Source organism: Pseudomonas sp. GW456-E7, assembly GCF_059424105.1.
Window position 1 is genome coordinate 37,769 of sequence record NZ_JBWKZB010000050.1, and the last position, 6,797, is coordinate 44,565.

Here is a 6,797-nt window from a genome sequence, read left to right on the forward strand (position 1 = left end):
CGCGCGCCCCGCCAAACGAGCAGAAGGCGCCGCGATGGAGTTTGCATTCAGCGACGAACAGGAAATGATCCGCGCATCGGCCGAGGGCTTCCTCGCCGATGTCTCGGATTCTGCCGCCGTGCGCGCGGCAATGGTCAGTGAGCGGGGCTTCGACGAAGCCCTCTGGCAGCGGTTGTGCCAGGAAATGTACTGGCCCGCCATTCATATCCCCGAAACCTACGGTGGCCTTGGCCTCGGCTTTGTCGAGCTGACGATCCTGCTGGAACAGATGGGCCGGCGTTTGCTGTGCTCGCCGTTTTTCGCCACCGCCTGCATGGCCACACCCGCGCTGTTGCTGGCCGCCAATGATGAACAGAAACAGCGCTGGTTGCCGTCGATTGCCGATGGCAGCGTGACCGCGACCCTGGCGTTCAGCAGTGCCAACGGCTGGTCAGCCGACGATGTCCAGGCAACCGTGGTGGCCGAAGGCGACGGGTTCATCCTCGATGGCACCCTCAAGCATGTACTCGACGGCCATGGCGCTGATCTGTTGATCATTGCCGCACGACAGCCCGGAACCACTGGCGAAAAGGGCATCAGCCTGTTTGCCGTGAACGCCGGAAGCGCAGGCATCGAACGGCAAATGCTGCCAACCATGGACCAGACCCGGCGCCAGGCGCGGATTCAGCTCAAGGGCCTGTACCTTGAAGCTGACGCGCTGCTGGGTGAGTTCGGTCACGGCTGGCCGCACCTTGAGCGCGTCCTGCAACTGGCCTGCATCGGCCTGGCTGCCGAGCAGACCGGCGGCGCGCAGCAGGTGCTCGACCTCAGCGTGGCCTACATGCAGGAACGCCAGCAGTTCGGTCGCCCGATTGCCAGTTTCCAGGCCCTCAAACACCGCGCCGCGGACATGATGCTGCAAGTCGAATGCGCGCGATCGGCCAGCTACTACGCCGCGTGCGTGGCCCAGGAAGTTCTAGATCCCCAGGGTGATCCGCAGGTCGCGGCCGAACTGCCGTTGGCGGCGGCGCTGGCCAAGGCGCAGTGCTCCGAGACCTATTTCCACTGTGCGTCCGAGTCGATCCAGTTGCACGGCGGCGTCGGTTTCACCTGGGAATACGACCCGCACCTCTACTTCAAGCGCGCCCGCGCCAGCGAGAGTTTCCTCGGGCTACCGGCCTGGCATCGCGAGCGCATTGCTTCGGTGATTCTTGGAGAGCAGCCATGAAAATCAGTTTCAGCGAGCAGGACGAACGCTTCCGCCAGGAAGTGGCCGACTGGATGAGCGCCAACCTTTGCGGTGAGTTCGAGGCCCTGCGTTTTCGCGGCGGTCCGGGCGACGAGCACATGTTTCCCGAAGAGCGCAAAGCCTGGGAGCGCAAGCTCGCCGAAGGCGGCTGGACCTGCGTCGGCTGGGCGCCGGAGCATGGCGGGCGTGGCTTGTCGATCACCCGGCAAGTGATTTTCCACGAAGAATATGCCCGCGCCGGCGGCCCCGGTCGCATGGGGCATATCGGCGAAGGGCTGGCCGGGCCGACCATTGCCGCGTTCGGCACGGTTGAACAGCAACAGCGCTTTTTGCCGGGAATCGTTAGCGGCACGTCGTTCTGGTGCCAGGGCTATTCGGAGCCGGGCGCCGGTTCCGACCTGGCCAACGTCAAGACCCGCGCCACGCTGGATGAGGCGAGCGGCCAATGGGTGATCAATGGCCAGAAAGTCTGGACCTCCCTGGCCCACGAGTCGGACTGGTGCTTTGTCATCGCTCGTACTGAACCTGGCAGCATCGGCCATCGCGGCCTGTCGTTCCTGCTGGTGCCGATGGCCCAGGCGGAAATCACCGTGCGGCCTATCGAGCAACTGACCGGCACCTCGGAGTTCAACGAAGTGTTCTTCGACGATGCCCGCACTGACGCCGCCAACATCATCGGCGCGCCGGGCGACGGCTGGAAGATCGCCATGGCGCTACTGGGTTTCGAGCGCGGTGTGTCAACCCTCGGCCAGCAGATGCAGTTTCAGAACGAACTCAACGAAATCATCGCCATCGCGAAAGCCAACGGTGCCGACCGCGATCCGATCCTGCGCCAGCGCCTGGCCGAAGCCTGGAGCGGGTTGCGGATCATGCGCTACAACTCGCTGCGCATGCTTTCGGGTAGCCAGGACGGTTCGCTGCGCAAGGAGGCGACCATCTACAAGCTGTTCTGGTCGACCTGGCACGCCAGCCTCGGCAAGTTGGCGATGGACGTGCTCGGCGCCGAAGCGGAGTTGCTCGAAGCGGCGCCCTACCAACTGACCCGTTTGCAGTCGCTGTATCTGTTCAGCCGCGCCGACACCCTGTACGGCGGCAGCAACGAAATCCAGCGCAACATCATCGCCGAGCGTGCCTTGGGCATGCCCAAAGAGCCGCGTCCGCGCGCCTGAAAGGAGAGAGTTCATGTCTGTACCTCAATATGTTGAAGGTCGCGGCCTGCTGCGCGGCAAGTCGGTACTGATCACCGCGGCGGCGGGTGCCGGGATCGGTTTTTCCGCCGCCGTGCGTGCTGCCGAGGAAGGTTGCCGGGCACTGATGATCAGCGACATCCATGAAGGTCGGTTGGCCGAGGCGGTGCTGAAAATTCGCGAAACCACCGGGCTGCAGCAGGTCTTCGGCCAGGTCTGCAACGTCGCCGACGAAACCCAGGTGCAGCAGCTGATTGCCTGCGCCGAGCGCGATCTGCAAGGCGTCGACGTGCTGATCAACAACGCCGGCCTCGGCGGCTCGCGCCTGCTGGTGGAGATGGGCGACGAAGAGTGGAACCGGGTGCTGGATGTGACGCTCACCGGCACCATGCGCATGACCCGCGCCATGCTGCCGAAAATGATGGAGCGGCGTGCCGGGGTCATCGTCAACAACGCCTCGGTGCTGGGCTGGCGCGCACAGAAAGAACAGTCGCACTACGCCGCGGCCAAGGCCGGCGTCATGGCGCTGACTCGCTGTGCAGCGGTCGAGGCCGCCGACTACGGCATCCGCATCAACGCGGTCAGCCCGAGCATCGCCCTGCACGATTTCCTGCGCAAATCCGCGCCCCAGGCGGTGCTCGATCAACTCGCCGCCAACGAAGCCTTCGGCCGCGCCGCCGAAGTCTGGGAAGTGGCCAACGTGATGATGTTCCTGGCCAGCGACTACAGCTCCTACATGACCGGCGAAGTGTTGTCGGTATCCAGCCAGAGGGCGTGACCATGCCACGAATTTTCGACACGCCGATGGCTCTGTTTGAGGCCGTTGGCCAATCGCTCGGCGTCAGCGACTGGCTGCTGCTGGAGCAGGACCGCATCGACCTGTTCGCCGACGCCACCGGCGATCACCAGTGGATTCACGTCGATCCGCTCAAGGCCGCCGATGGCCCGTTTGGTGTTTGCATTGCCCATGGCTACCTGAGCCTGTCACTGGTCAACCTGTTCCTGCCGCAGATCGTCGAAGTCCGTGGCCTGGCCATGGGCGTCAACTACGGCTGCGAGCGGGTGCGCTTCCCCTCGGTGGTGCGCGTCGGTTCGCGGGTACGCGGCAGTGCGCAATTGATCGCGGTCGAGGAAGTGAAGGGCGGCGTGCAGGCGACCATCCGCGTCAGCGTCGACATCGACGGCGAGGAACGTCCCGGCTGTGTGGTCGACACCATCAGTCGCTATTACCCGGCCTGACCTTCAACAGCATTTTCGAGGAATCCAGCATGAAAGAAGCCGTCATCGTTTCGACCGCCCGCACTCCGATCGGCAAGGCCTTTCGCGGTGCGTTCAATGACACCGAGGCGCCGCAACTGGGCGGCCATGTGGTGCGCGAAGCCGTGCGTCGCGCCGGCATCGAGCCGGGTGAAGTGGACGACGTGATCATTGGCGCCGCGGCGCAGCAGGGTACGCAGTCCTACAACCTGGGGCGCCTGTGCGCGATCGCCGGCGGTTTGCCGGCATCGGTTGCCGGGATGGCCGTCGAGCGCCAGTGCTCGTCGGGCCTGATGAGCATCGCCATGGCCGCCAAAGGCATCATGTGCGACGAAATCGACATCGCCGTGGCCGGTGGCCTGGAGTCGATTTCCCTGGTGCAGAACAAGCACAAGAACCTCTATCGCAACCAGTCGGCTTCGGTGATCGAACTGGACCCGCACGCCTACATCCCGATGATCGAAACCGCCGAGATCGTCTCCGCGCGCTACGGCATCTCCCGCGACGAGCAGGACGAATACAGCTACCAGAGCCAGCTGCGTACCGCACAGGCCCAGAGCGCCGGGCGCTTCGACCACGAGCTCGCGCCGCTGGCCAGCCGCAAGGCACTGTTCGACAAGGCCACCGGCGAAACCGGTTATGAATCCGTGACCTTGCTGCGCGACGAATGCAACCGCATCGACACAACCCTGCAAAACCTGAAAGCGCTGGAGCCGGTATGGCCGGGCGGTCAGTGGAGCGACAAGGGGCGTTTCATCACCGCCGGCAATGCCTCGCAGTTGTCCGACGGTGCGTCGGCCTCGGTGTTGATGAGCGCGAAAATGGCCGAGAAGCGTGGCCTGGAACCGCTGGGGATCTATCGCGGCATGGCCGTCGCCGGTTGCAACTCTGACGAGATGGGCATCGGCCCGGTCTACGCCATTCCCAAGCTGCTCAAGCGCCACGGCCTGACCATGGACCACATCGGCCTCTGGGAGTTGAACGAAGCGTTCGCCTGTCAGGTGCTGTACTGCCGCGACACCCTGGGCATTCCCGCCGAGCGCCTGAACGTCAACGGTGGGGCGATTTCCATCGGTCATCCGTTCGGCATGTCCGGGGCGCGGATGGTTGGCCATGCGCTGATCGAAGGCCAGCGTCGCGGTTTGCGGTATGTGGTGGTGAGCATGTGCATCGGTGGCGGCATGGGCGCCGCCGCCCTGTTCGAGGTGGTCTGAATGATCAGCGCAGAGCAGATCCAGGCGACCATGGCACGTTATGTGGAGCTGGTGGATGCCGGCGACATCGAAGGCATCCTCGCGCTCTACGCCAAAGACGCCACCGTTGAAGACCCGGTCGGCCAGGCGCCGTTGCAGGGCATCGACGCCATCGCGCGTTTTTATCGTGAAGGCCTGGGGGTGATGAAGGTCTCGGCAACCCGGACCGGCCCGGTGCGCGCGACGCTCAACGGTTGCGGGGCGATGCCGTTCCGGGTCGACATGGAGTGGGGCGGCCAACCGTGCTCGCTGCATGTGATCGACGTGATGGAGTTCGATGCCGACGGCCAGGTCCGCTCGATGAAAGCCTACTGGAGTGAAGTTAACGTAACTGCGCGAGGTGAAGCATGAACCTGGAACAGCGGATCGCCCGCCTGGAAGCGCTGGAGGACATCCGCCAGCTCAAGCATCGCTACCTCAATGCCTGCGACCTCAAGCAGGTCGAGGTGATTGCCGACTGCTTTGCCGACGGTGAAGTGCTGATCGATTACGGTCCGTTGGGGATCTTTCGTGAGCGCGACAGTTTTGTCGCGCTGTACCGCGAACTGGCCTGCCATGAGCGGGTGATCGACCTGCATCACGGCGCCAACCCGGAAATCGAGGTGCTGGACGAGGATCAGGCCCAGGGCCGTTGGGCCCTGTGGTATTTCAACCTGGATGGCGAGAGCGGGGCGACGCGGCAGTTAGGTGGATTCTATCAGGACCGTTACCAGCGTATCGCCGGCCAATGGAAGATCGTCGCCACCCGTTTTACCGCTCACTCGGAAGTGGTGCGTTCCTGAGGTGGCCCCTGTGGGAGCGAACCTGCTCGCGATGGCGGTGTGTCAGACGGCATTAATGTTGGATGTGCCGACCTCTTCGCGAGCAGGCTCGCTCCCACAGATTTTTTTTGGTGAGCCTGGCATTAGCGTACAGCCCCATCCCCTGTGGGAGCGAGCCTGCTCGCGAAGACGGCATGTCAGGCAACATTGATGTTGGATGTGCTGACAGCCATATCCGCATTCTGCGTCCGGCCGGTTTCGTAGTACGCCTTGAGATTCTCCGCAATCTGCCTCACGACCTTGTTGAAGGCCTTGGCCAGCAACCACTCTGCCAACCGGCCACCGCGCAGGCTGTAACGCATTTGCAGGGTGATGCGGGTCGTGTCGCCTTCGGCTTGCAGGGCATAGCTGAAGCTGGCCTCGCGGAACGGAAAGGGCGAACCATTGCTGCCTTTGTGCAATAGCAGCACGAACCCCGTGCCTTCCTGCCACTGCATCACGCTTTCATCCAGGTACTGACCGCCCCTGCGCAACACCCGGCGACTGGTGCCGAGGCCTTCTTTCGGCCCAGGATGAAACAGGCAGCCGGTCAGCCCCGGAACATAGTGCGGGGCGAGGCTCAGGTCGCGCAGTTTGGTCCAGGCGGCTTGTAGCGTGAGGTCGAGCGGGACGCTGTGGCTGGCGATTGCGGGCATGTCGGAACTCCTTTTGTTATTCGAATGCTTGAAAGATCGCAGCCTCGTTTCACTGTAGGAGCTGCCGCAGGCTGCGATCTTTTCAGGATTGTGCCGCGTCGAGAAACGCCGGTCGCTCGCCGGCACCGTGCACCGCAATGTCCGCGCCGCTGACATAACGGGCTAAAGACGACGCCAGGTACAGGCAGGTATCGCCAATGTCCTCCGGGGTCGCCAGACGTTGCAATGGAATGGTCGCCGCCACCCGGGCAATGCCCGCGTCGTCACCATAATGCATGGCCGCCTGCTCGGTGAGAATCAGCCCGGCGGTGACCGCATTGACCCGCACCTTCGGCGCCCATTCCACCGCCAGCGAGGTGCTCAGGTTCAGCAGACCGGCCTTGGCCGCGCCATAGGCGGCGGTGCCGGGGGAGGGG

The 6,797-nt window shown here is 63.8% G+C and carries 9 protein-coding genes; 7 read left to right on the forward strand and 2 right to left on the reverse strand.

All coding sequences use genetic code 11. From position 1 onward, the window contains the following. The first annotated feature begins 34 nt into the window (after positions 1-34). From AC07YV_RS24995 to AC07YV_RS25025, 7 genes are read left to right on the forward strand one after another with little or no spacing between them, the layout of a single operon-like run. Positions 35-1,207: an acyl-CoA dehydrogenase family protein gene (locus AC07YV_RS24995; protein ID WP_102701874.1), complete on the forward strand. Its 1,173-nt coding sequence runs from the start codon at positions 35-37 to the stop codon at positions 1,205-1,207. Beyond that, complete coding sequence (locus tag AC07YV_RS25000; RefSeq protein WP_102701867.1) at positions 1,204-2,397, forward strand: acyl-CoA dehydrogenase family protein; 1,194 nt, start codon at positions 1,204-1,206, stop codon at positions 2,395-2,397. The genes AC07YV_RS24995 and AC07YV_RS25000 overlap by 4 nt, the downstream gene beginning before the upstream one ends. Before the next feature lie 13 nt (positions 2,398-2,410). Then, positions 2,411-3,193, forward strand: a complete 783-nt coding sequence (locus AC07YV_RS25005) for an SDR family oxidoreductase (protein ID WP_095967437.1) — start codon at positions 2,411-2,413, stop codon at positions 3,191-3,193. Positions 3,194-3,195: 2 nt separating this feature from the next. Then, on the forward strand, positions 3,196-3,654 hold the full coding sequence (locus AC07YV_RS25010; protein ID WP_102701868.1) for a MaoC family dehydratase: 459 nt from the start codon (positions 3,196-3,198) through the stop codon (positions 3,652-3,654). A 29-nt stretch (positions 3,655-3,683) separates the two neighbouring features. Next, on the forward strand, positions 3,684-4,886 hold the full coding sequence (locus AC07YV_RS25015; protein ID WP_102701869.1) for an acetyl-CoA C-acyltransferase: 1,203 nt from the start codon (positions 3,684-3,686) through the stop codon (positions 4,884-4,886). Beyond that, positions 4,887-5,276, forward strand: coding sequence for a steroid Delta-isomerase (locus AC07YV_RS25020; RefSeq protein ID WP_102701870.1), 390 nt, complete (start codon positions 4,887-4,889; stop codon positions 5,274-5,276). It abuts the gene before it with no gap. Next, the gene (locus AC07YV_RS25025; protein ID WP_102701871.1) at positions 5,273-5,707 is read left to right on the forward strand and encodes a nuclear transport factor 2 family protein; all 435 of its coding nucleotides are present in this window, start codon (positions 5,273-5,275) and stop codon (positions 5,705-5,707) included. The genes AC07YV_RS25020 and AC07YV_RS25025 overlap by 4 nt, the downstream gene beginning before the upstream one ends. A 176-nt stretch (positions 5,708-5,883) precedes the next feature. Here the strand turns inward: AC07YV_RS25025 and AC07YV_RS25030 are convergent, their stop codons facing one another. After that, complete coding sequence (locus tag AC07YV_RS25030; RefSeq protein WP_102701872.1) at positions 5,884-6,381, reverse strand: SRPBCC family protein; 498 nt, start codon at positions 6,379-6,381, stop codon at positions 5,884-5,886. A gap of 82 nt (positions 6,382-6,463) precedes the next feature. Beyond that, positions 6,464-6,797 (reverse strand): SDR family oxidoreductase (locus tag AC07YV_RS25035; protein ID WP_146025404.1); only part of this gene is annotated, 334 nt, incomplete at its 5' end.

Bases quoted from the DNA above. Each gene is read 5' to 3' on its own strand.
- AC07YV_RS24995 (WP_102701874.1), top strand. From the start codon at position 35: ATGGAGTTTGCATTCAGCGACGAACAGGAAATGATCCGCGCATCGGCC.
- AC07YV_RS25000 (WP_102701867.1), top strand. From the start codon at position 1,204: ATGAAAATCAGTTTCAGCGAGCAGGACGAACGCTTCCGCCAGGAAGTG.
- AC07YV_RS25025 (WP_102701871.1), top strand. From the start codon at position 5,273: ATGAACCTGGAACAGCGGATCGCCCGCCTGGAAGCGCTGGAGGACATC.
- AC07YV_RS25020 (WP_102701870.1), top strand. From the start codon at position 4,887: ATGATCAGCGCAGAGCAGATCCAGGCGACCATGGCACGTTATGTGGAG.
- AC07YV_RS25005 (WP_095967437.1), top strand. From the start codon at position 2,411: ATGTCTGTACCTCAATATGTTGAAGGTCGCGGCCTGCTGCGCGGCAAG.
- AC07YV_RS25030 (WP_102701872.1), bottom strand. From the start codon at position 6,381: ATGCCCGCAATCGCCAGCCACAGCGTCCCGCTCGACCTCACGCTACAA.
- AC07YV_RS25015 (WP_102701869.1), top strand. From the start codon at position 3,684: ATGAAAGAAGCCGTCATCGTTTCGACCGCCCGCACTCCGATCGGCAAG.
- AC07YV_RS25010 (WP_102701868.1), top strand. From the start codon at position 3,196: ATGCCACGAATTTTCGACACGCCGATGGCTCTGTTTGAGGCCGTTGGC.